The following is a 21,899-nucleotide window of genomic DNA, read 5'->3' as shown; positions in this document are numbered from 1 at the left end:
CACCTGGTTCCGCCGTCGGCGATCACGCCACTGCAATGCCCGAAGCCGGCCGGAAAACGACGCATTGACAGCCCAACGTGGTGCTGGTTACTGTGTGAGCATCGTGATGTAAACGTTTCCGCACCGATGCGGACGGCTGGAACCCGCTCGGCTCGCGTCGCGTCGCAGCCACGTACCACCACGCCTTCGAGCGGACGGCGCCGTCGTCGTCCGCCCCGCCCGGCGGCCCCACCGAACTCAATGAGGAGACCGATGAAAACCCCGATCCGCTCGGCCATCGCCGCGGTGGCTGCCACCGCACTGGCGGTGACCGGCCTGACCCTCAGCGCATCGGCCACCGACGCCGACACCGGCCCTACACCCAGCCAATCCGATGACTTCGTGCTGAACGCCTCCGACATGGAACCCGGCTCCTTCGAGGAGAACCTCACCGTCGGTAACTTCACCGTGACCGCCGGCCCGGGATCCAACGTGCAGGTCACCGCGCACGCGCGCACCGGAGCCGGCGGGCACGAGTTCACCCAGCGGCTCGAACTGCGCGGCGGGGGTAGCGCACAGACCCGCTCGGTGCACTTCGAGGTGGCGGAGGAGTCCACCTTGATCGTGCACGCCCTATCCGGTTCCTCCAGCGCCGACCGCACCTTGGCCCTGCACCGCTCCGACGGCGCGGGGGACGCAGTGGTTGCCCACGTGACCGCCTACGGAGACCCGGGGGCGCAGATCCCGGCGGCCGCCGTCGTCGTCCCGGACGCGGGCTCCTACTACCTGGCCTCCACCGGATCGGGCATCAATATCTACCGGATGCAGGTGCTCGAGGGCGAACTGCCCGAACGCCTCCCCTGGGCCGAGGTGGCCGACCCGGTGATCACCGACGTCGGCCCGGATACCGACGACCCGACGCACTTGGTGATCTCCTTCGACGGCGAGGTGGGCATGGACGGCGCTGACGTTGCCACTGCGAGGCTGAGCGAGGCCGGCGGAACGGTGGTGGCGCAGGAGATGAGCGCCACCGAGGGGGCGAGCGGGCAGATCGCGCTGACCCCGCCGGCGTCGGGCACCTTCACCGCAGAGGTGGTGCTGTCCCGGGACGGAGAGGAGGACAAGGTTTCGGAGCCGGTCACGGCACCGGAGTTCGTGCTGCCGCTGGGTACCGCGCAGGTCCACTCGGCGCTGACTACCGACATCACCGATGGCCTTGCCACGGTGACCGTGGAGTGGGGCTCCGGTGGCGGAGGCCGAGCATTACGACGTGGCCTACCGGGCCAGTGGTGAGACCGACTTCACCGAGACGTCCGCCGGCCTCACCGAACCGGAGGCCGAGATCCCCGGCCTGACACCCGGGGCAGCCTACGAGGTGCAGGTGAGGACCGTCCGCGGCGATGACTCCACCGTCTCCGACCCCTACGAGGTGACGGTGGCTGACGTCGTCGAGCGCTGGTTGACCGCGCACGCCGGGGTCGGCTCCGGTGGTGAGGCGATCGTGGCCGAGGACGGCTCGGTGTTCTTCGACGCCATCGGCAACAACGGCAAGATCGCCGACTCCGAGGACGGGTTCTGGTACCACTACACCGAGGTCGACCCGGCGACGGAGAACTTCACCCTGAGCGCCACCTTCACCGTCGAGGCCGCCGAGGGCAAGGACAACCAGTCCGGATTCGGCATCATCGCCATCGACGACTTCGTCCCGAACAACCCCTCGGCCCGGTATTTCAACTCCGCCGGGACCATGGCGGCGAAGTACAACGACATCGTCGGCGGCTCGGTGCAGTCCCGCTACGGCCTCTCCGGCGGGAAGTTCGTGACCGGCTACACCGACGGTCCCTCCGTGGCCTCGGCGGACCGGGACATGACCGCCTCGGAGCCCTTCGACTGGGACTTCCGGGAGGCCATGACCGAGGGCAGCAACGTCAATCCGCCGAAGTTCATCACCGGGGACACCTTCGAGTACACCCTGCGCTACTCCAACACCGGCTTCCATGCCAGCGCCACGTTCGTGGGCAACCCCGAGACCGACGAACCCGCGCAGGAGTACGAGGAGATCATCTACTACGACCGTGACCTGGTCCTGACCCAGTCCGAGGACTCCTTCTACGTGGGGGTGTTCGGCACCCGTGGGATCCAGGTGAGGGCCAGCGACATCGAACTCACCACGATCCACCCCGACGACGATGAGGACCCGCTGGAGCGGCCGATCGAGTACATCACGCCGTCGCTGAACGTCGATGGCACCCGCACCACTCCGCACCACCAGGTGGCGGTGCCCGTGACGGCGAACGTGGCTGGCGAGGTGGTCATCACCGATGCCGCGGGCGCGCCGGTGACCGAGGTGACCGAGGTGGCACCGGGGCAGCGCGAGATACTGGAACTGGACCTGGCCGCCGGTGTGAACGACTTCGTCGCACACCTCACCCCGGCCGCCGAGCAGCCACAGTTGGCCGAGTACGAGGAGTTGAGTTCCTACGACCGTCTCGATGTGGACCTGCGGTTCACCGTGGCCTCCTACGGCGAGCCCGGTCAGGCGATCCACGTGGCCCCGAACGGTTCCGCACAGGGCACCGGGAGCCCCGCTGACCCGCTGGACATCCACACCGCGGTCGGCTTCGCCCAGCCCGGTCAGCAGATCGTGCTGGCCGAGGGCACCTACACCCCGGACCGTGCAATCGTGATCGACCGGGGAAACAACGGCACGGCCGGCGCTCCGATCACCCTGATGTCCCAGCCGGGGCCCGGGCGGTGCTGGACCTGTCCGAGTCACCCTCGGGAGGGATCAACCTGCGCGGGGACCATTGGCACCTGTACAACCTGGAGATCACCGGTTCGCAGGGGTACCAGAAGCCGCTGCTGATCTCGGGTCACCACAACGTCATCGAGCGGATCGAGTCACATCACAACGGAGATACCGGGGTCCAGATCTCGGGGAGTTCGGTGGAGTCGCCGCAACTGTGGCCCTCGCACAACCTGGTGCTCTCGAGCGTCTCGCACAACAACGTCGACCCGCTGGCCAACGATGCCGACGGGTTCGCCGCGAAACTGACCGTGGGTGAGGGCAACGTGTTCCGGTACAACATCGCCTATCACAACATCGATGACGGCTGGGATCTGTATGCCCGTTCCACCACTGGCTCGATCGGGGTGGTGACCATCGAGGACTCGGTCACTTTCAACAACGGGTGGCTGGAGAACGACGACGAGATCGCCCTGGTGGGCGAAGGGAACGGGTTCAAACTGGGCGGAGAGTCCATGCCCGGCGCGCACGTGCTGCGCAACTCGATCTCCTACAACAACCTGGCCAAGGGCATCACGTCCAACTCCGGGCCGGATCCACGGGTGGCCGATGTGACGAGTTACTACAACGGGCACGTGGTGGACTCCCTGGGCCGGATGAATGTCCAACTCACCACCAACACGGCATCGCAGACCGACTTCGAGGCCACCGGGGTGCTGTCCTACCGGGGTCAGCAGGTCGATGACATCGTGCTGGTGAACCAGGAGGACACACTGCGGCCGGATCCGAGCAACTACTTCGACGGTCGCAACGTCGACGGTACGGCGGTGGACGAAAGTTGGTTCGTGAGCCTTGACTTCGATGCTGTCCGCCCGCAGATCGCCGCGGATGGCAGTATCGACATGGGCGGGCTGCTGGAGTTGACCGACGCCGCACCGGCCGACACCGGCGCGCGTCTGGGCCCGAACCTGGACCCGACGGTGATCGAACTGCTCCCCCGGTGGGTGAGGACGACGGCGGGATCCCGGTGGAGCAGGTGCGCGAGTTGCGGTCGCGCACCCAGTCCTACGTGGATGAGGGCCAGATCGCCGGGCCGATCGCTCACCAGTTGACGAATGCGCTCGACCAGGCGCTGCGCCACCTGGAGGCGGACCGGACCAACCCGGCCACCTCCGCCCTGGACCGGTTCGTGCGGCATCTGGAGAACCCCAAGCGGCCTGACACCCTGACCGAGCAGGCGCAGTCTGATCTGCTGGAACGGGTCGGCGCGGTGCTGGCGGAACTCGAGTAGCGAGCAGGTCGCCCCGGCCGGGTCGGTCTGGCCGGGCTCGGTCTGGCCGGGCTGGTCCGACCGGGCTGGTCCATCCGGCTTCGCCGACCCGATCATGCAGGCAACTCCGGCCGGGTTGGACCGATCCGAGGTCAACCCGCGGGGTCAGCCGACCAGGCGGGTGGTGCGGGTCTGCAGATCCAATACCGGGGAGGTCGAGGCCGTGACGCCAAGACCGTCGATGTCGATCCAGGCCCCATCACCCACCCGGAATGAGCCGGACCAGTATGTGATCAACGTGATCTGGTACTCTCCCGCGGCCTCATAGGCATGCTCGATAGTCTGATCCGGGTACCCCGCCCCGGGATCAGTCGTGTTCAACACCGCCGAGCCGTCCCCGAAGTCCCACGAATACGACACCGGCTCCGCCCGGATCTGCACCGGTAGCCCCAGCAGCACCACCGAGAACTCCTGCACCACCGGCTCGGTACGGGCAATCACCGGCAGATTCACCAGGTGCCAGTCCTGATCGGGTTCCAGGATCAACGGCGCCGGGGCGATTCGCACCCGCGCATACTCCCGCACCGCCGTGACCAACTGCGTCGCGGTCACCACGAAGTCCGGTTCACCCTCACCGTCCTCAGCCCCGTCAGCCTCGTCGACCCCGTCGACCACGGGCCACACGATCGTGACCTCCCCCGTGCTGGGGTCGTAACACGTGCGCACCTCCGTCACCCCACAATCGGGCACATCACCGAACTCCGGCCACGCCACCTGCTCCACCATCGGCCCCGAGCCGACCGGAACATCCCAACGAGAAACACCACCAGATGGGGACGTTCCAGGGAGATAGTTCTGACCGTTTCCGGCCGACCTAGGCTGAGTCGGCCGTTCGGGAATCCAGCCCCCCACGAATAATTCGTCGGACTGATCGCCGGCATAGCCGCCCCACCGCGAAGCGTCCGCGTCCCCACCGAGAGAACCGCTCGGCGTACCAGCCAGTGGCGCAAGCAGCAGGGCCGCCAAAACTCTCCTCATACCAAGTCCTCGGCGTCCGCCCCAACAACGAACCAACGCGCGCCGTCATACTTGACCACCGTGAGTACCCGCACCGTCTCCGCTGGAAAAGCATCCATCGAATCGCCACGCGCATCGTAAGTCTCGGATGCCGCTACCTCGATCACTGAATCCACAAGGTAGTCGCCGGGCGTTGACTCCCACACCCTAGAGTTGACCTCGCGAATAACTGGTGGGTTTGTGATCTCATATCCACCCGATGCATAGAGTTCAGCGACGGATAAGCGGACACCATCACAGAAATTGCAGTCCTCCGTGGTGAGTTCATCCCAGGCTTCGAAGTCACCGGTGGCGTGGATATAGGAGAACAACTCCACGAAATACACCGCCGCGGCTTCCGCACCGGCCTGACCCTCATCGTCGATGTCCGGACCGGGCTCGGGGTGGGGATAATCCTGGGGTCCCGGCTCGTCATCACCGGGCTCGGAGTCGGTCTCCTCCGGATCCGGCGTCGCCAGCTCCTCGGGTTGCGTGGTCGTCGGCTCCCGGTCCGGCTCTGGCTCGGCGTTCGCACCGTCACACCCGACCAATCCCGCGCCGGCAAGAACCGCACCTGCCACCACCGCTACGGCGCGCCACCACCGTCGTCGGCCCCTTTGCGGGCCCGACCCGCGGCCCCATCCGCGACCCCACCCGTGGCTTCGCTTCGCCATCGCCGGGCAGCCCTGATTCCACCCCGCTACTGTGCGTGTGCCCCCTGGCCATACCGGACACAGTTCCACAACCACGCCTGCTCGACCAGCCCTCGAGCGCAATCTGTGGACAACCAGCACAACCACGGTTGCGACGCCCGAAGAGCCAGTCTCACCGCCCCGGCGCCGCGCAGGAGTCGCGTTGCACCAGCCTGGTCGGTACCACCACCGGCTCGGACCGCGTCGAGGTCGCCCCCCGCGCCAGTGCGATCACATTGGTGGCCGCGGTCACGCCCACCTCATGCATCGGTGCCGCCACGGTGGTGAGTTCGGGCGTGATGAGTTCGGCGGAGGAGGTGTTGTCGAACCCCACCACGCTGACGTCGTCGGGAATCCTCCCACCGGATTTGCTCACCGCTCGGATGAACCCGATCGCCAGCAGATCGTTGTAGGCCACCACCGCGGTGCCTGCCGATCCCGCCCGCGACGCCTCCCACCAACTCATCCCCGCGCGCACTCCCCCGGCCACGGTGGGCCGGTAGGGCCCGGACCGGCGGATCCGCATCCCCAACTGCACGCCGGCCTCGCGCAGCGCGTGCCAGCGCATCCCATCCGGCCAGGACGCCTCCGGACCGGACAGATAGGTCACCTCCGTATGACCCAGGCGGTGCAGGTACTCGGCCGAGGCGTGTGCCCCGCGGGCCAGGTCCACCACCACACTCGGCACCCCGGTCACGTCACGGTTCACCATCACGATCGGGGTGACCTTCGCGATCTGGCGGATCCCGGCGTCGGACATCCGCGCCCCGGCCAGTACGATCCCGTCCGCGCTCGCGGCCATCGCCTCGAGGATCTCGCGTTCACGCTCGGGCGATTCCTGGGACTCGGCGAGCATCATCGTGTAACCCGCCTCCCGCGCCGCCGAGCCGGCCCCGCGCACCAGGTCGAAGAACCCTGGGTTGGTCACGTCCGCCAGCACCACCGCGAGCATCATCGTGCGGGTGGTGGACAGCGCCCGTGCCTGCGGGTTCGCCCGGTACCCCAACTCGGCGGCGATCGTGCGGATGCGCTCCGCGGTCTCGGCATTGACCCGGCCCGGTCGGGAGAACGCCCGCGACACCGTCGACGGCGCCACGCCCGCGGCCTCGGCCACGTCGTAGATCGTCGTCGACCGTCGTCCGCCGGTCCTGTGCACGATCACCGAGCCTACGATCCCGACGACCATGATGGCAACCGTTTGCCACGTGCACCCGTTGGCAGCCGGTAGGCTGCCAACGGCACGATAGGAATACTTGACCAACCCCATCGCGGGAGCCCATCGCCTTATGTGGACCTTGTCTGGATTCGCCGACGAGATCGATGCCGACTTCACCCGGCAATGCACGGTCGCCCGGGAACTCGGCTTGAACTTCATCGAGATCCGCAGTGCCTGGGACACCGGCGTCCTGGACCTGACCGACGATCAACTGCGCCAGGCCCGCGACATCCTCACCGACCACAGCCTCGGGGTCTCCGCGATCGGCTCGCCCATCGGCAAGATCTTCATCGACGACGACTTCCCGGCGCACCTGGACCGGATGCACCGGGCGATCGAGGTGGCCCACCACTTCCGGGCCCCCTACATCCGCATCTTCTCCTTCTTCCAGCGCCCCGAGATCGACCCAGACGAAGCCCGCGACGAGGTCATCCGCCGCCTGCGCGCCCTGGTCGAACTCGCCGAGCCCGCCGGCGTGACCCTGCTGCACGAGAACGAGATGGAGATCTACGGCGACGTCCCCGAGCGTTGCCTGGACCTGGTTACCGCCGTTGATTCCCATCGCTTCAAGCTCGCCTGGGACCCCGCCAACTTCGTCCAGGCGGGCATCCGTCCGCACACCGACGCCTACGAACAACTCCGCCCGCATCTGGAGTACGTGCAGATCAAGGACGCCAGAGCCTCCGACGGCGTCGTGGTCCCCGCCGGCGAGGGCGACGGTGAGGTCCTGGAGACCATCCGATCCCTGCGGGCCGATGACTTCGAGGGATTCTTCTCCCTCGAGCCCCACCTGGAGTCACACACCACCTCGGGGGACGTCTCCGGTGCGGATCTGTTCCGGACCGCGTGGAAGGCGTTCACCGACATCCTCGACCAAGAGTCCATCCCCTACGCCTGACCTTCGGGCCCCAGGCCACAACCAGGAGAGAGCACTATGACCAGCACTGAGGCCTCCGCCCGCATCGGCGTCATCGGGATGGCTGTGATGGGCAGCAACCTCGCGCGCAACATCGCCCGCCGCGGCCACGTCGTCGCGGTGTTCAACCGCAGCCCCGGCCGCACCCACGACCTGATCGAGAACCACGGCCACGAGGGCACCTTCGTGCCCGCCACGGAACTGGCTGACTTCGTCGCCAGCCTGGAGCGCCCGCGCCGGATCATCCTCATGGTGATGGCCGGCGGCCCGACCGATGCCACCATCGACTCCCTCATCCCGCTGCTCGAAGAGGGCGACATCGTGGTCGACGGCGGCAACGCCCACTACGAGGACACCCGGCGCCGGGAAGCGGCACTGCGCGAGCACAAGTTGCACTTCGTCGGGGCCGGGATCTCCGGCGGTGAGGAGGGAGCCCTGGAGGGCCCCTCGATCATGCCCGGCGGATCCCCGGAGGCCTACGAGGCCCTGGGTCCGATCCTGGAGGACATCGCCGCGGTCTACGAGGGCGAACCGTGCTGCACCTACATCGGCCCGGACGGGGCGGGGCACTTCGTCAAGATGGTGCACAACGGCATCGAGTACGCGGACATGCAGTTCATCTCCGAGGCCTATGACATCCTGCGCGTCGCCGGCATGAGCAACACCGAGATCGCCGACGTGTTCCGCACCTGGAACTCCGGCGACCTGGACTCCTACCTGGTGGAGATCACCGCCGAGGTGCTCGACCAGATGGATGCCCGCACCGGACAGGGCCTGGTGGACGTGATCGCCGACTCCGCCGGCCAAAAGGGAACCGGACGCTGGACGGTCCAGATCGCCCTCGAACTCGGTGTACCGGTGAATACGATCGCGGAGTCGGTCTTCGCCCGCTCCGTCTCCGGGCACTCCGACCTGCGTGCCGCCGCCGGGGAGTCCCTGGCCGGGCCCACCGGGGGGATCGAGGTGAGCGACCGCGCCGCGTTCGTGGAGTCGGTGCGGCAGGCGCTGTGGTCGGCCAAGGTGATCGCCTACGCCCAGGGCCTGGACCTGATCCGTTCGGCGTCATTGCAGTACGACTGGAACGTGGACGTGGCCGGGGTGGCCAAGATCTGGCGCGCCGGGTGCATCATCCGGGCCCGGCTGCTGGAGCGGATCCGGTCGGAGTACGCCGGCCAGAACCTGCCCACGCTGCTGTCCGCACCGAGCATCAACGCCGGTCTGGCCGAGGCCCAGGACGGCTGGCGCTCCGTGGTGGCCAAGGCCGGGAGCGCGGGGGTGCCGATCCCCGGGTTCGCCTCGGCGCTGGCCTACTACGACTCCGCCCGCGCCTCCCGCCTGCCCGCATCGCTGGTACAGGGGTTGCGCGACTACTTCGGCGCCCACACCTACGAGCGCATCGACGATGAGGGCACCTTCCACACCGACTGGTCCGGGGACCGCGCCGAGCAGCGGATGTCCTGAGCACCCCCCGGGGCCCGCGGGCCCCGCAGACAGCCGACGACGACGCAGCACGCCCGGGTTCTGGTGCGCTGCGTCGTGTAGACGCCAGGTGGGGCGACGAGGTCCGCACCGGATCCCGACCGCCCGCCCCGGCCCGCCGTCCGGGCCCGGTCCCGGCACGGGCACGGGCACGGGCACGGGCACGGGCACGGGCACGGGCACGGGCACGGGCAAATGAGTGTGCGTGCACACAATCTCCACCATGCGTGCGGTTCGCGCGGACGTTTGTGTAGCATGCTGCTCAGTCGGGCCGCACCGGTCCGCCGCCGTTTCGAGGAATGGAGATCATGGGCGCCACCGGCGACTCTGACAGTACCGACGTCACATCTGCACCGAGCGAGACCGCAGATTCCGACGCGGACCCTGACAGTACCGAGGGGCATAGCCCCTCCCTGACCTCCCCGGACGTGCCATAGATGGACGTCCTCCTCATTCTCCTGACGCTGGTCCTGATCGCCTGCGGCGCCGGGTTCGTGGCCGCGGAGTTCGCGCTCATCACCGTCCCCCGCTCGGCCGTGGAGAAGCAAGCAGCTACCGGCGATCGCCGCGCCAAGGGTGTGCTCGCTACCCTGCGGACCCTGTCCACCCAACTCTCCGGCGCTCAACTGGGCATCACCGTGACCAACCTGCTGATCGGTTGGGTTTCCGAACCGGCGATCGGCCGGTTGCTCCAGCCGGTACTGGAGAACGTGGGCATCGACCCCTCCCGCGCCCGCCCCCTCTCCCTGACCCTGGCGCTCATCATGGCCACCGGGACCACGATGATCTTCGGTGAACTGGTACCGAAGAACCTGGCCATCGCCCGCCCGCTGCAGACCGCCCGGTTCATCGCGGGCTTCCAGCGGGTGTGGACCACGATCAACGCCTGGCCGATCCGGTTCTTCAACGGCACCGCGAACAGGATCGTGCGCCTGTTGGGCATCCAGCCCCAGGAGGAACTCGCCTCCGCACGCAGCGCCGAGGAACTTTCCGCGCTGGTACGCCACTCCGCCCGCTCGGGCACGCTGGCCGAGGACACCGCGGAACTGGTGGCACGATCCCTGGAGTTCGGCGACCTTCGCGCAAGTGAGGCGATGAAGCCCCGGTCCCAGATCGTCAGCCTCAGCCCCGACGACACCCTGGCGGACCTCGTCAACGCCGCCAAGACCAGTGGCTACTCCCGCTTCCCGGTGCTGCAGACCATCCAGGACAACGGCCACACCCAGACCCGGGTGGACGGGCTGGTCCACGTACGCGGCACCCTGAAGGTGCCGTTCGAGGAGCGCGCCACCACCCCGGTCAGCGCCATCCTCACCGAGGCAACCCTGGTGCCGGAATCCCTCGAACTCGATCAACTGATGGACGATCTGCGCTCCGGTGGTCTGCAGATGGCCCTGGTGATTGATGAGTTCGGCGACCTGGATGGGCTCGTGACCCTGGAGGACCTGGTCGAGGAGATCATCGGTGAGGTCCGCGACGAGCACGACGCCGAGTCCGACCCGGTGCACAGCCCGGACGGTTCGTGGGACCTGTCCGGGTTGCTGCGGGTGGACGAGGCCAGCGAGGTGATCGGCATCGAACTACCCGAGGACGAGGCCTACGACACCCTCGGCGGCCTGATCGCCGACCTGCTCGACCGGCTCGCCGAGGCCGGGGACGAGGTCACCTTCGCCAGTGCCGAGACACCCGGTGAGCCGCGTGTGCTGATCGCGATGACCGTGCTGGAGATGGACGGCCACCGGGTGGACCGGCTGCGCCTGCGCACCCTGGGCCCCTACGAGCCGCCCGAGCCCGAAGGCGACGGGGAGCCGAGCCACGCAGACGAGGACGAGGGGGCACGGTCATGAGTGGAGGCTGGGCCATCGCCATCACGGGGTTCCTGTTGTTGTTCAACGCGTTCTTCGTCGGCGCCGAGTTTGCGCTGGTGGCCGCCCGGCGCACCAAGGTCGAACCCATGGTGGAGGCCGGTAACCGGCGCGCCAAGATCACCCTGCGGGCGATGGAGCGGGTCTCGCTGATGATGGCCGGCGCGCAGATGGGCATCACGGTGTGCTCACTGCTGCTGCTGGTGATCTCCGAGCCGGCCATCGAGCGTGCGATCGCCGGACCACTGGAGCAGATCGGGGTACCAGCCGGGCTGACGCACCCGATCGCCTTCGTGATCGCCCTGGTCCTCATCACGTTCCTGCACGTGGTGCTCGGGGAGATGGTGCCCAAGAACATCGCGCTGGCCGGCCCGGAGAAGTCAGCGCTGATCCTGGCGCCGATCCTGGCCGGGATCGTCTGGCTCGCCTACCCGGTGCTGTGGACCCTGAACGAACTGGCCAACCTGGTGCTGCGCGCGCTCCGGGTCCAGCCGAAGGAGGAGGTCACCTCCGCCTTCACCCGGAACGAGGTCTCGGAACTGGTGGCCGAATCACGCAGCGGCGGGATGATCGAACTCAGCGACGAACGCCTGCTCCAGGGCGCGCTGCGGTTCGGGGAACGCTCCACCCGCTCGGTGCTGCTACCCATCGACACGGTCCGCACGCTCCCACCGGACGTCACCCCGGCCCAGGCGGAGGAGGTCAGCGCCGAGAGTTTCTCCCGCTTCCCGATCCGGATGCCCGATGGCACCATGCGCGGATACGTACACCTGAAGGACCTGCTGCAGAACGATGCCGAGAAGCGCAAGCAGCCGATCGACCCGGCCATCGTGCGGGAGCTGCCCTCAGTCACCGTCACCGACTCCCTGCAGCACGTGCTGGGGGTGATGCAGGCCTCCTCCGCACACCTGGCGCTGGTGCACGACAGCGAGGGGCCTGCCCACCGCGCCCCGGTGCTCGGCCTGGTCACCCTGGAGGACGTGATCGAGGAACTGGTCGGGGTGATCCGGGACGATTCCCGTCGTCAGCACCACGGCTGATCGTCAGAAGATCAGTAGCAGCCGGTCCCCCAGTCCGAACATGGCCCCGGCGACGACGAGCAGGTACCACAGGCCCGTCAGGGCCCAGCGGTAGCGCACCAGGAACATCGCTGTCGCGGTACTGGCCGGGATGGCACCGTTCTGGGCGGCCCTGGCCACCGTGTGCACGAACAGTGGGATCATCACCACCCAGACCACCATGCAGTACGGGCACAGGGCCCCGATCACGTTGAACGACACATACTGCAGCCAACTGACGAAGGCCACGCCGAAGGCAGTGCCCACCACCATGGCGCGCCAGAACCAGCGCGGTGCCCGTCCACCGGCGAGCAGCATCACCCCGATCGTGACCACCACCGGGAAGGTAAGCATCCCGATCACCACGTTGGGGAACCCGAACGCAGAGGCCTGCGGGCTGCCGAGGAAGTCCCCGCAACCCACCAGCGGATTGAGGTCACAGGTGGGGACGTAGGTGGGGTCGCGCAGCACGTTGATGTAATCGAGGGTCAGCGCGACGGCGGCGAGGGCACCGACGACCCCGGTGATCACCAGGAGCAGGCCGAAGCCTGGGGTCGCCCCGCCGGCACGCTGGTGCGCCGTGGCGACGTGCGCCCCGGCAACGTCCACCTGCTCTTCGTCGATTCCGCTCGCGCTCACCTGGGATCCTCTCGGTGCGACCTGCAGCCAAGTATGAATGATCAGCGCGGCTGTTGACCTCAGCTCTCCTCGCGGATCGCCTCATCGTCCTCGGGCAGGTTCTGGTCGGGTGCGCTGGGGTCGCCCTCCTCAACATCCTCCGGCTCCTCGACGCCGTCGGGAATCTCCGGCTCCGGTTCCGGCTCCGGGGCGGTGGGGTCGACGTGCTCGGTCGGCAGGGCCGGGAAGTTCAACCAGGGGCCCAGGCTCACCGAAGCATCGGGCTCGGCGTGGATCAGTCGGTAGTGGTCGGGGATCCCCTCGGTGAGGTTCCAGCGGATCATGGTCATCGCCGCGGTGCCCTGCAGTGGCCCGACAGTGGGCCGGCCCAGTGTGGCGCCCGCGGTGGACCCGGAGACGTACTGCACGCCCCAGCCCAACTGCAGTGGCCCGCGCTGGGTGTGCATGTGGCCCGACAGGTTCATCGGCACACAGCCGGCGTCGAGGGCTTGCCGGCCCGCGTGCGGGGAGTGCACCAGGAGGATGTCCGCACCGGACTCCTCCTCCTGCAACTCACACGCCTGCGCGCGCAACCGCTCGCCCATCTCCACCACTGTCTCGTCGCGCTCCGGTCGGGTGCCCGTGCCGATCTCGGTCAGGGTGGGGTCGGTGTCACCCAGGATTCGCACCGCGGCCACCTCGACCACGTCGCCGTCCAGGACCGTCCATCCCCGAGCGCGCTCCTGCTCGGCGGTGAGCACCGAGTCATGGTTGCCGTCCGCGACGATCACCGGAAGTCCGGACGGGATCTCGTCGGCGAAGGCATTCACGCAGAACGACTCCACCGACGTGCCGCTCATCACCGTGTCGCCGGCGTTCAGGATGGCATCGACCTCGCCGAGGGTGGCGGCGGTGCCGATCACCGGGGCCATCCCGACGTTGCAGTGCAGGTCCGCGACCATCAGGAAGGTGGCGTACTCGGCGTCGGGGTCGGTGAAGGCCAGGGACTGGGCGCGATCGGGCTGGGCCGACTCCGCATCGCCATCTCCGGGAGCCCCTACCTCGTCCTCGTCCAGCCTGACGGCATCGCCCAGGTCGCCCGGATCGGTGGTGTCAGCGCCCCCGGTCCCCCCGTCGTCGGTCCCGTCCGCGCCCTGGATGCCCTCAGCCTCCGGGGCGTCGCCATCGTCAGTGGCCCCACCGTCCGTGGCTTCGCCATCGTCAGTGGCCTCCCCACCGTCGGTGCCTTCGGCGCCGTTCGTGTCTCCAGCACCACCGGCATCCTGACCACTGTCGGTGTCTTCGACATCGCCATCCTCATCCTCCAGCAGGGGCCGGCCGGACCGGTGGAGCCAGCGCCGCGGGGTTGGCCTCGTAGGCCGCGATGAGGTTTGACTCCACATCGGCGTAGAAGCTCGTGTTGTCCTCCACCGCACGTACCACCATGCCGCCGTAGTAGTCGACGATCGTGGCCAACCGTCCGGTGATCCGGGCGTCCTCCAGCGCTGTCCCGGCCAGCACCGGGGAACTGCGCCCCTCCAGACCGAAACTGCGGGTCAGGTCGGTCAGCGGCAGGATCACCAGGACCACCGCCAGGGTCGGCGCCACGAACGGCACTCCTGGTTGGCGCCACGCACTCTTGAGTGCCTCCCGTAGCACGCCGTGGGCCACGAGTCTGCTCAGGGCGATCGCCATCAGGAGCACCGACAGCGTGACCACGGCCCGGCCCACGACGTCACCGATGAGGCCACGAGCCGCGTCGTCGATCGTTGCCTGGGGATTGGCCAGGAACTGGTTGTAGGAGTTCAGGTCCGCCATCAACCCGGCGATCGGGTCGGCGTCGTCACTGGTGAGTTGGTCGGGGATCTCCCGCACCAGCACGTTCACGCCCAGGTTGGCCGGCAGGGGCGAGGCGATCACCAGCGATCCGAGCGGGCCCATGTCTACGCGGATCTCCCCGTTCAGGCGGGTGCTGTACTCGGCGACGTGCGGTCCGAGCGACCCCGTGTAGGAGGCGGTGGAGACCGCGAATCCGATCGAGACGAGCAGCGCCATCAGGACCGCTGTGCCCACCCGGATCGCGCGTCGGGTCAGTGGCCGCAGCCCGTGCCACCACGCGAACCGGCGCTCCCCCGCCTGCGCCTCGGTGCCGGGGCGATCCGCAGTGCGATCGCCGTCGTGTCGCGGCTCGTTGGTCTGATCGGTCATCGGCTACTGGTAACTCACGAACTCCGGGACGGGCTCGACGTCGTAGGTCTCCTCCGGGGTCATCATCGGAGAGTCCTCATCGATGAAATTCTTCCATCCCCAGGCGATTCCTTCCGGCGCGTCCCGGTGCAGCGCGTTCCACGTATCGAACTTACTGGGCACCGGGCCCTGACCATCGGCGTGGATGAGCACCGCCACCTGGGGGCGCGAAGTGTCCACCTGGTCCCGGTCCCGGATCATCTGGATCTGGAACTGGTGCAGGATGAGCATCTTCGGCGGTAGGTCGTGTTCGATGACGAACTCGGCGAGGTAGTCGACCACCTCGTTGACCTCCTCGGCCTCTACGTGCCCGATCTGCGATAGATGCACCTGGTCCGGGAGCAGGCGCCACTCCGGGTCCAGCGCCACGCCCACGTGCGGGTAGGCCAGCAGGTCCTCATACCTCTCGATCTGGTCCACGAAGTGGTTGCGCCCGGGCTGGAAGTCCAGCACCACGTACTGGTCGGCTTCCTCAGCAGCCTCGATCAAGGGGATGAACGTCTCCGATGGCCAGGCGTTGGAGTACATGCCGTCCTCACCGGCGCCCGTGCTGGCCACGGTCACGATGATCTCCAGCCGGGATCACCTGATCCTCGGTCAGTCCGGTGTAGCGCTCGGCGTACTCGGCGGCCAGGTCGATCGTCTCCTCGGTGCCCTGCTCCCCCAGGATGCCCAGGAGCGGCGTCACGGGGTGGCCGTACAACGCGATGTACCGCTTGCCGCCGAAGACCTCCTGACCTCCGCCAGGCAGTTCGGTCCCGGTGGCGGCCGTCAGGACCCGCCAGTTGAACTCGGCATCGTCCCCGAAACTGGTGCCCAGGCCCAGGATGGAGTCAGCGCCGGAGATCTGCCCCATCACCTCGGGCTCGGAGTTGATCTGCTCGGTGAGGATGACCGTGGCACCGGCGGCGCGGGCGATCCCGATCGCGGCAGCCTGTCCGGGTTCACCATCGGCCAGCACCATCGGCCCGTCCAGGCGCTCGGTCGGTTCGGTGGGGCTGAGTTCGCCGACCGGCTCCGGCGTGGTGTCATCGGCCAGTTCGACGTCGAGCACCTCACCCACATCCATGTTGGTCAGCGCCTCGACGTAACTGTCCGCACCGGCGGCACCACCGTTCGCATCGGCACCCTCCGCACCGTCGCCGTCCTGACCGTCCTCGCCGTCGGCGTCCTCGTCCTCGCCGTCCTGCCCCTCACGTGCTTCGTCCCCGGAGGTCTGATCCCCGGACGCCTCGTCAGCACCGGTGGCCGAATCCTCGTCCGTGGCCGAGGAGTCGCCCGTGCCGGAACCTTCGCCACCGGCGTCGCTGTCGTCGTCGGCAGTGCCGTCGGTGCCGTCGGTGCCGTCGGTGCCGTCGGTGCCGTCGGTGCCGTCGGTGCCGTCGGTGCCGTCGGTGCCGTCGGTGCTGGCAGAGCCCGCGGCGTCGTCTCCGGATACGGAGCCCTCTGTTTCCGCCCCGTCCTCGCCCGCGCCGTCGCCGTCGGTGTCCTCCGGGTCCTGAGCAGGCCCCTCCGGCGCCTCGGCGCGCTCGGGCCCCAGGTGCGACCCGTCCACGGCGGTCAGGTCCAGGCCGAGCACCCAGGTCACCGGCATCGGCCGGCGCGGGCACGATGTCCAGGGCAGTCACATCGATATCCGCCACGTCCACAGCCCCGACGGTGATGACTGAGTGGGTGCTCAACCGAACCAGTTCGGACTCCACCGCCAAGCCGTTACCAGGGCCTCCGGTGAGCAGCAACGGAGTTCCCGCCGCCATCGAGATCGACGCGGCCCGCGCGATTGCGGCCTCGTCGTCCGCAGGGGCCATCACCACCACGTGCGCGGAGGCGAAGTAGCGCTCGCTCACGGCCAGGGCCATCTCCTCGGGTTCGTGCGAGGCGAGCAACGCCGGAACCTCGTCCGGAGCGTGAGTCGCGGCGATCGGGGGTGGCGGCGGTACCGGACCGGTGGGCTCGGGTTCGAGTTCCCGCCCACCGGTACAGCCGGCCAGCACCAGGGCGGCGGCCATCGCTACCGAGAGACTCCGGACAGCCCTATGCACGCACCTACTCCTTGGATCGCCGATCTGCCACCGAGTCGTACCGGGGTCCACTGTACGCACCCTCGGGCAGCGGCACCGTCGGCACGGACGGGATTGTCCTCACCTGCACGGGATCGGCGCAGGATGCGTACGCGAGGTCAGTTCTGGCCGGCCTGCCCGCGCAGGTCGCGCAACTCCCGCCGGGAGGCTCCCATGCGGTAGATCAGCAGTGCCGCCCCACCGCCCAGCAGCAGCGTCGTCAGCACCCCGATCAGTGTGGCGACACCGAAGTTGGGGGCCTGTACGGTCAGCACGGTCCGTGCCTCCCGGGTGCTCTCGGAGAGTGCGAGCGCAACGGCCAGGGTGAGCAGGTTCGGCAGCAGGAGCAGCAGCGCGCCCGCACCCACCCCGAGGCGAACCTTCCAGTGCCAGTGCACCCGGATCGCCACCAGGATCAGCACCATCGGCACCAAGGTGAACACCACGCCGTAGAACAGGCCCCACAGGATGCCGGCTGCGGAGACACCATCGACCTGGCGACCTACCGTCGAGGCCCACCAGGACGGCAGGGTGGCAGCAGCCACCAGCACCAGCAGGATGATGAGCACGGCACTGCCGGTCACCAGCGCCGACGTGCGCAACCAGGCCGGCGGAACATCGGAACGGTCCTTGCGCGCGGCAGGGTCTCTGTGGCGTTCGGAACCCGCTCGACCGGCACCCCCCGGGCCCCGATCGTGCGCTCCCGGGGCCTGCGCGTCCGGGCTTGCCGGCCCGCCAGCGTCCCGGTCGCCGTTGTCAGGGCCGGTGTGCGATGTCATGTGCCCATCCTGGCAGCACCCGCCTCGCGCGTCACTCACACCAGCGAATCACGCCACGCCGTGTGCAGCGCCGCGAACTGCCCGGTCCCGGACGTCAGGTCCGCCGGGGACCCGTCCTCGATCACGCGCCCGCCCTCCATGACCAGGACCCGGTCGGCGATCTCCACGGTGGAGAGACGGTGGGCGATGATCAGCGAGGTGCGGTCGGCCAGCAGCGTCTGCAGTCCGCGCGCTGCACCTGCCGCTCCCCCGGGATATCGAGGGAACTGGTGGCCTCATCGAGGATGAGCACCGCCGGGTCGGCCAGGAAGGCCCGGGCGAAGGAGATCAGTTGGCGCTGCCCGGCGCTGACCCGCCCACCGCGCTTGTTCACGTCGGTGTCGTAGCCGTCGGGCATCGCGGTGATGAACTCGTGTGCCCCCACAGCCCGGGCCGCGGCCTCCACCTCCTCGTCGGTGGCGTCCGGGCGGGCCAGGGCGATGTTGTCACGGACCGACCCGGAGAAGAGGTAGGCCTCCTGCGTCACCATCACCACCGCGCGGCGCAGGTCCCGGGTGGAGATCTCGCGGAGGTCGACGCCGTCAAGGGTGAGCGAACCGGAGGTCACGTCGTAGAAGCGAGCGATGAGTTTGGCCACGGTGGACTTGCCCGCACCGGTGGCCCCGACCAGGGCCACCGTCTGCCCCGGTGGGAAGTGCAGATCGAACTCCGGCAACACCATCGGTCCGTCGCCGTAGCCGAAGGTGACCTTGTTGAACCGCAGTTCACCACGGGCTCGCGGAAGCGGCACGGGGTGTGCCGCCTGACGCACGGTGGGGACCTCCTCCAACAGCCCGGAGATCTTCTCCAGGGCCGCTGCCGCGGACTGGAAGGAGTTGTAGAACATCGCCATCCGGGTGATCGGCTGGAAGAAGCGGTTGGTGTACAGCAGCGTGGCCACCAGCACTCCCACCTCCATCGAGCCGTCCAGCACGCGGAAGCCACCGACGGCCAGGGCGGTGGCGACGGTGAGGTTCCCGATGAGTTTCAGCGCCGGGTCGTAGATCCCGTTCAAGCCCATCGTGCGGGCGGTGTTGTCCCGGTAGACCTCGGTCAGGTCGCCGTAGGCGTCGTTGTTCGTGCGTTCCCGGCGAAAGGCCTGGACCGCCCGGATACCGGTCATGTTCTCCACGAAGCTGATGATGAGGCGCGCCGAGGCCACCCGTTGATGGCGGTAGAGCACCTGGGAGCGCAACTGGAACCAACGGGTCACCGCCCACACCGGCAGGATCGCCACAGCCAGCACCAGCCCCGAGCGCCAGTCCAGCAGGAACAGCGACAGGGCGGTGAAGGTCATGAACAGGATGGACTGGGCCAGGGAGACGATCCCGGAGTCCAGCAGTTGTTTCAACGCATCCAGGTCCGAGGTCTGCCGGGCGATGATCCGGCCGGAGGTGTAGTTCTCGTGGAACTCCAGGCTGAGCCGCTGTGTGTGGCGGAAGACCCGCTGACGCAGGTCCAGCAGCACCGCCTGGGAGACCTTCGCCGCCAACCTGATGAAGGCTGCCGTACACACTCCTGCCACGATCGCGGTGAGGATGTAGGTCGCTCCGATCACCGAGGGGATCAGCCAGTCCCCCTCGGCCGCAGCCGGGAGCCCGTAGTCGATCGCCATCGCCACCAGCGCCGGGCCGGCCACCCGTGCGGCCTGAGAGATCACGACCACGACGACGGTGAGCGCAAACAGTCCCCACATCGGGCGGAGGAGGTCGGCGAGGAGGCGTAGGGACCGGGACCGAACCGCCTTGGACCGGCGTCTGTCGAGGTTGTAGTCCTCTTCCCCCGCGGTGCCCTGGGGCGGTTCCTCGGGGCCACGGGGGGCGTTGTTCTCACGGGCGGGCGCCGGCGTCGCGCGGCTCATCGGTTGTGCTCCTGGGTGGCGCGGTAGGCGCCCTCGTCCTCGAAACCGTCGTCGACCTCGTCATCGGCTCTGCGGTCGAACCTCAACTGCTGGCTGTCGTACTCCTCCTGCTCGCGCTGGTACTGCTCGTCGGCGACCAGGGAGGAGATGACGAACCGGTAGTGATCGTTGCCGGCCAGCAACTCGGAGTGGGTTCCGATGCCGACGATCCTGCCTTCCTGCAGCACCGCGACCCGGTCGGCGAGCGCCACCGTGGAGGGGCGGTGCGCCACGATCAAGGTGGTGGTCTGCGCCAGTTCCTTGCGCAGGTGGTCGGTGACCGCTTCCTCCGTTGTCACGTCCAGTGCGGAGAGCGGATCGTCAAGCACCAGCACGGTGGGCCGTGCGGCCACCGCCCGGGCGAGCGCGAGGCGCTGGCGCTGCCCACCGGACAGACTCAACCCCTCCTCCCCGATCACGGTGTCCACACCCTCGGGCAGCTCGTGCACGAAGTGGGCCTGGGCGATGGTCAGCGCACGCTGCAGGTCCTCCTCGCCGTCCTGTCCGGCCGGGGCGCCGAGCAGCACGTTCTCGCGCACCGAGGCCGAGAACAGCGTCGCGTCCTCGAAGGCGATCGAAACCATGGTGCGCAGGTGGCGCCGCGCCATCTCCCGCACGTCCAACCCGTCGATGCGTACCGAGCCCCCGGTCACGTCGTACAAGCGCGGGACCAGGGAGGCCATCGTGGTCTTGCCCGAGCCGGTCAGGCCCACCAGGGCCATCGTCTCGCCCGGGCGGACCGCCAGGTCCACCCCGGCGAGCACCTCGGCCCGGGCCGGCTCCACCGGCTGGTCCGGCCGGCCCTGCGGTACCGGTTCCACCAAGGGGGCGTCGGCGAAGTGGAAGCGGACGCCGTCGAAGGTGATCTCCCCCCGCGGGTCGGTGACCTCCTTGGGGTCAGCCGGATCGGTCACCAGGTTCGGGCTGTCCAGCACCTCGAAGTAGCGATCCACGGCGGTCTTGGCGGTCAGGCTCATCGCCATCAGCTCACCAATCTGCTCCACCGGCCCGGCCATCACCGCGGCGGTGGCGAAGAAGGCCACCAGCGCACCCACGGTGACATCCCCCTGGGTGTACAGGTAGATCCCGGCCAGCACAGTAATGCCCAGCACCACCTCCGGAATCGTCGTGATCGCGAAGGAGAACGCCGACATCGCCCGCGCCTTGCGGATCTCGGTGCCACGCAGTTCATCGGCCTGGGCGGAGAAGGAGTAGTAAGCCTCCCGGCCCCGACCGAACGCCTTGAGCACCCGGATGCCGTGTACCGACTCCTCCACCGTGGTGGCCAGGTCCCCGGCCTGGTCCTGGGAGAGCCGGGCGATGTGGCGGAACCGGGAGGAGAACCGGAAGGACAGGTAGATCACCGGGAGCGCACCCACCAGGAACACCACACCGAGCACGCCACCGAGCTGGATCATCAGGTAGGTGCCCACCGCGATCGTGGAGGCGTTGACCACCAGCATCACGATCCCGAAACTCAGGAACCGGCGCAGCGTGCTCAGGTCGGACATGGACCGGGACAGCAACTGCCCCCCGGGCCACTGGTCGTGGAAGGCGACCTGGAGGTCTTGCAGGTGGGTGAACATCGACATCCGCAGATTCGCCTCGACCCGGGTGCCGGGCACCAGGATGAACCAGCGTCGCAACGCGATCAGCACCGCCTCCAGCAGACCCAGGCCGGCCACCATCGCGACCGCGATCCACAGGCCGGAGGTCTCCCCGCTGGAGACCGAACCGAGCAGCGGCTCGTTCACCGCCCACTCCAGCACCTGCGGCACCGCGAGGGCGGCGAGATGGCACCGAGGGCACAGACCATCCCGGCGATCAGGCGCGGGAGGGCAGGCTTGAGGTAGGGGAACAGGCGCGCAAGCGTGGCCAACACCGGGGAATCGGTGTTCGCGGGATTACTGCGTGATCCGGGATCGCGAGTGGTGGAAGCTGGGCTCAGGGCGGGTTTACCACTCATTTGTTAACGCGCA

18 protein-coding genes and 2 pseudogenes are annotated in these 21,899 nt (G+C 68.4%); 9 read left to right on the top strand and 11 right to left on the bottom strand.

Annotated features, from left to right (window positions below; translation table 11 throughout):
- Window positions 1–252 precede the first annotated feature (252 nt).
- Genes ACRRRO_RS16165 through ACRRRO_RS16150 form a run of 4 tightly spaced genes read left to right on the top strand, consistent with a single transcriptional unit; the run spans window position 253 to window position 4,016 of the window.
- Window positions 253–1,272: a hypothetical protein gene (locus ACRRRO_RS16165; RefSeq protein ID WP_434080579.1), complete on the top strand. Its 1,020-nt coding sequence runs from the start codon at window positions 253–255 to the stop codon at window positions 1,270–1,272.
- Window positions 1,226–2,845 carry a hypothetical protein gene (locus ACRRRO_RS16160; RefSeq protein ID WP_434080578.1) on the top strand — a complete coding sequence of 540 codons (1,620 nt, stop codon included), beginning with the start codon at window positions 1,226–1,228 and terminating at the stop codon, window positions 2,843–2,845. The genes ACRRRO_RS16165 and ACRRRO_RS16160 overlap by 47 nt, the downstream gene beginning before the upstream one ends.
- Window positions 2,734–3,837: a right-handed parallel beta-helix repeat-containing protein gene (locus tag ACRRRO_RS16155; RefSeq protein WP_434080577.1), complete on the top strand. Its 1,104-nt coding sequence runs from the start codon at window positions 2,734–2,736 to the stop codon at window positions 3,835–3,837. Before ACRRRO_RS16160 ends, ACRRRO_RS16155 begins: the two co-directional genes overlap by 112 nt.
- Window positions 3,726–4,016, top strand: coding sequence for an FIMAH domain-containing protein (locus ACRRRO_RS16150; protein ID WP_434080576.1), 291 nt, complete (start codon window positions 3,726–3,728; stop codon window positions 4,014–4,016). The genes ACRRRO_RS16155 and ACRRRO_RS16150 overlap by 112 nt, the downstream gene beginning before the upstream one ends.
- A 144-nt stretch (window positions 4,017–4,160) precedes the next feature.
- On the opposite strand, the gene ACRRRO_RS16145 is transcribed toward ACRRRO_RS16150, so the two are convergent.
- The 3 genes from ACRRRO_RS16145 to ACRRRO_RS16135 form a co-directional block, all read right to left on the bottom strand.
- Complete coding sequence (locus ACRRRO_RS16145) at window positions 4,161–4,781, bottom strand: PKD domain-containing protein (RefSeq protein ID WP_424795950.1); 621 nt, start codon at window positions 4,779–4,781, stop codon at window positions 4,161–4,163.
- 248 nt (window positions 4,782–5,029) lie between these two features.
- Complete coding sequence (locus tag ACRRRO_RS16140; RefSeq protein WP_424795949.1) at window positions 5,030–5,635, bottom strand: DUF6318 family protein; 606 nt, start codon at window positions 5,633–5,635, stop codon at window positions 5,030–5,032.
- Between the two features lie 241 nt (window positions 5,636–5,876).
- Window positions 5,877–6,929, bottom strand: a complete 1,053-nt coding sequence (locus ACRRRO_RS16135; protein WP_424795948.1) for a LacI family DNA-binding transcriptional regulator — start codon at window positions 6,927–6,929, stop codon at window positions 5,877–5,879.
- 100 nt (window positions 6,930–7,029) lie between these two features.
- Between ACRRRO_RS16135 and ACRRRO_RS16130 the strand changes: the two genes are divergently transcribed.
- The 4 genes from ACRRRO_RS16130 to ACRRRO_RS16115 all read left to right on the top strand — a co-directional run bounded on the left by ACRRRO_RS16130 (window position 7,030) and on the right by ACRRRO_RS16115 (window position 12,259).
- Window positions 7,030–7,857, top strand: a complete 828-nt coding sequence (locus ACRRRO_RS16130) for a sugar phosphate isomerase/epimerase family protein (RefSeq protein ID WP_424795947.1) — start codon at window positions 7,030–7,032, stop codon at window positions 7,855–7,857.
- 36 nt (window positions 7,858–7,893) lie between these two features.
- On the top strand, window positions 7,894–9,336 hold the full coding sequence (gene gndA, locus ACRRRO_RS16125) for an NADP-dependent phosphogluconate dehydrogenase (RefSeq protein ID WP_424795946.1): 1,443 nt from the start codon (window positions 7,894–7,896) through the stop codon (window positions 9,334–9,336).
- Between the two features lie 455 nt (window positions 9,337–9,791).
- The gene (locus tag ACRRRO_RS16120) at window positions 9,792–11,201 is read left to right on the top strand and encodes a hemolysin family protein (protein WP_424795945.1); all 1,410 of its coding nucleotides are present in this window, start codon (window positions 9,792–9,794) and stop codon (window positions 11,199–11,201) included.
- Window positions 11,198–12,259, top strand: a complete 1,062-nt coding sequence (locus ACRRRO_RS16115) for a hemolysin family protein (RefSeq protein WP_424795944.1) — start codon at window positions 11,198–11,200, stop codon at window positions 12,257–12,259. Before ACRRRO_RS16120 ends, ACRRRO_RS16115 begins: the two co-directional genes overlap by 4 nt.
- A 3-nt stretch (window positions 12,260–12,262) precedes the next feature.
- Here the strand turns inward: ACRRRO_RS16115 and ACRRRO_RS16110 are convergent, their stop codons facing one another.
- Genes ACRRRO_RS16110 through ACRRRO_RS16090 form a run of 5 tightly spaced genes read right to left on the bottom strand, consistent with a single transcriptional unit; the run spans window position 12,263 to window position 16,736 of the window.
- Window positions 12,263–12,916: a vitamin K epoxide reductase family protein gene (locus ACRRRO_RS16110; RefSeq protein ID WP_424795943.1), complete on the bottom strand. Its 654-nt coding sequence runs from the start codon at window positions 12,914–12,916 to the stop codon at window positions 12,263–12,265.
- 59 nt (window positions 12,917–12,975) lie between these two features.
- Window positions 12,976–14,298: a metallophosphoesterase family protein gene (locus tag ACRRRO_RS16105; protein WP_434080575.1), complete on the bottom strand. Its 1,323-nt coding sequence runs from the start codon at window positions 14,296–14,298 to the stop codon at window positions 12,976–12,978.
- Window positions 14,213–15,103, bottom strand: coding sequence for a hypothetical protein (locus ACRRRO_RS16100; protein ID WP_434080574.1), 891 nt, complete (start codon window positions 15,101–15,103; stop codon window positions 14,213–14,215). The genes ACRRRO_RS16105 and ACRRRO_RS16100 overlap by 86 nt, the downstream gene beginning before the upstream one ends.
- A 3-nt stretch (window positions 15,104–15,106) precedes the next feature.
- Window positions 15,107–15,700, bottom strand: coding sequence for a hypothetical protein (locus ACRRRO_RS16095; RefSeq protein ID WP_434080573.1), 594 nt, complete (start codon window positions 15,698–15,700; stop codon window positions 15,107–15,109).
- Window positions 15,678–16,736 carry a hypothetical protein gene (locus ACRRRO_RS16090; protein ID WP_434080572.1) on the bottom strand — a complete coding sequence of 353 codons (1,059 nt, stop codon included), beginning with the start codon at window positions 16,734–16,736 and terminating at the stop codon, window positions 15,678–15,680. The genes ACRRRO_RS16095 and ACRRRO_RS16090 overlap by 23 nt, the downstream gene beginning before the upstream one ends.
- Before the next feature lie 68 nt (window positions 16,737–16,804).
- Between ACRRRO_RS16090 and ACRRRO_RS16085 the strand changes: the two genes are divergently transcribed.
- Complete coding sequence (locus tag ACRRRO_RS16085; protein WP_434080571.1) at window positions 16,805–16,978, top strand: hypothetical protein; 174 nt, start codon at window positions 16,805–16,807, stop codon at window positions 16,976–16,978.
- Window positions 16,979–17,321: 343 nt separating this feature from the next.
- Here ACRRRO_RS16085 and ACRRRO_RS16080 read toward each other — a convergent pair whose 3' ends face one another.
- From ACRRRO_RS16080 to ACRRRO_RS16070, 3 genes and pseudogenes are all read right to left on the bottom strand, one after another.
- Window positions 17,322–17,786, bottom strand: a complete 465-nt coding sequence (locus ACRRRO_RS16080) for a hypothetical protein (RefSeq protein WP_434080570.1) — start codon at window positions 17,784–17,786, stop codon at window positions 17,322–17,324.
- A gap of 230 nt (window positions 17,787–18,016) precedes the next feature.
- A pseudogene (locus tag ACRRRO_RS16075) lies at window positions 18,017–19,881 on the bottom strand (ABC transporter ATP-binding protein).
- Window positions 19,878–21,886, bottom strand: a pseudogene (locus ACRRRO_RS16070) (ABC transporter ATP-binding protein). The pseudogenes ACRRRO_RS16075 and ACRRRO_RS16070 overlap by 4 nt, the downstream one beginning before the upstream one ends.
- Window positions 21,887–21,899 lie beyond the last annotated feature (13 nt).

The organism is Sanguibacter sp. Z1732 (genome assembly GCF_051020515.1).
In the GTDB taxonomy this organism is placed as follows: Bacteria; Actinomycetota; Actinomycetes; order Actinomycetales; family Beutenbergiaceae; genus CALKWS01.
The sequence above is the reverse complement of the archived record's forward strand: the minus strand, read 5'-3'. Positions and strand labels throughout refer to the sequence as shown.